This is a genomic window from Alcanivorax sp. HI0083 (assembly GCF_001635175.1).
Genome location: NZ_LWFX01000542.1, coordinates 1 through 1,075, shown reverse-complemented (window position 1 = coordinate 1,075; position 1,075 = coordinate 1). Strand labels below are relative to the sequence as shown.

The following is a 1,075-nucleotide window of genomic DNA, read 5'->3' as shown; positions in this document are numbered from 1 at the left end:
CACCGGGTGCGAACCCTGGGAAGGGTCGTCCATGTAATGGTCGATGTTCACCGCGTTGTAGCGCGGGTTCATCTTGAAGAAAAAGTTTTCCCCGCCGAGCGTGAAAAAGCTGAAATTTTCCCAGCCTTTTGCCCATTCCTTATGCCAGGTCATGGCCACGCCAAGCGGGGTGTTGGGAGGCACCGTGAGTTGATAAAGGCGGCTGGTGCCGGTGCTTTTATTGTAGGCCATGAACTGGCAGCTATCCCGGTAAGCAAAGGCATGTACGGTAGTGAATCCGGTAGTGATGTCACCGTAGGTTTTCTGGAAGCGATACTGGTGTGCGAAGTGGTCCGGCATCACGCGGAAGAAATCAAAAATACCGTCTGACTCGTTGTAGGCGAGTAGATGCAGTTGATTACCCAGCATAAAAGGGCTGAGTTGTTGATACGGTTTCTCCGCATTCAGCTCGATAACGGGGCTAAAGCTGTGTGCTTTTTCATCCACCAACACCATGGACAGCATGCCATTGTGCTGGCTGATGAATAGCTCGCTGCCTCGTGCACACAGGCTACTGGCGTTGCCCAGAATCTGTTCGCCGCTGAAGGGTGCCAGTGGCGTCAGGGTTACCTGGTCCCGTTGTTCCTGTGCGCACACGGAAAACCATTGAATTGCTGTACTCATTGTCCTTTCTCCTTTCGGTCGGCTTCGGCGGCCAGCAAGGCCCAGGTGGCGAGTGCGCCGTTGTAGCTGGTGTATAGGCCCTGCTCCCGGTAGATGTAGCCGGCCCAGCTGTCCTGCAGGGAGGCGGGCAGGGCGCCATTGATAACCGGGTCGGACACATTACGCACAAAGCCAAAGGCCGTTTTTTGTTGCTGGCATGCCATGCCGACCACGGCATCGTCCATTTCCACCATGCAACCCAGTTTTTCCAGGCCGTTATCGGTGGTGCCGAACAGGAAGGTGTCGGTGGTGATGATGGGTTGTTCTGTGACCACTTTCAGTTGAGCGGCGGCCGGGTCGGGGTCGATATGGGCGCCTGCAGGATACTGTGGGCTCACTGGCAGAATCTGCGGCCCACGGGTGTGGAGCACTC

2 protein-coding genes are annotated in these 1,075 nt (G+C 56.2%); both read right to left on the bottom strand.

All coding sequences use genetic code 11. The annotated features are described in order from the left end of the window. Positions 1-663 (bottom strand): hypothetical protein (locus A3754_RS05545; RefSeq protein WP_197468480.1); only part of this gene is annotated, 663 nt, incomplete at its 3' end. Beyond that, a partial coding sequence (locus tag A3754_RS27305) for a hypothetical protein (RefSeq protein ID WP_197468479.1) occupies positions 660-1,075 on the bottom strand: 416 nt, incomplete at its 5' end. The genes A3754_RS05545 and A3754_RS27305, both read right to left, overlap by 4 nt.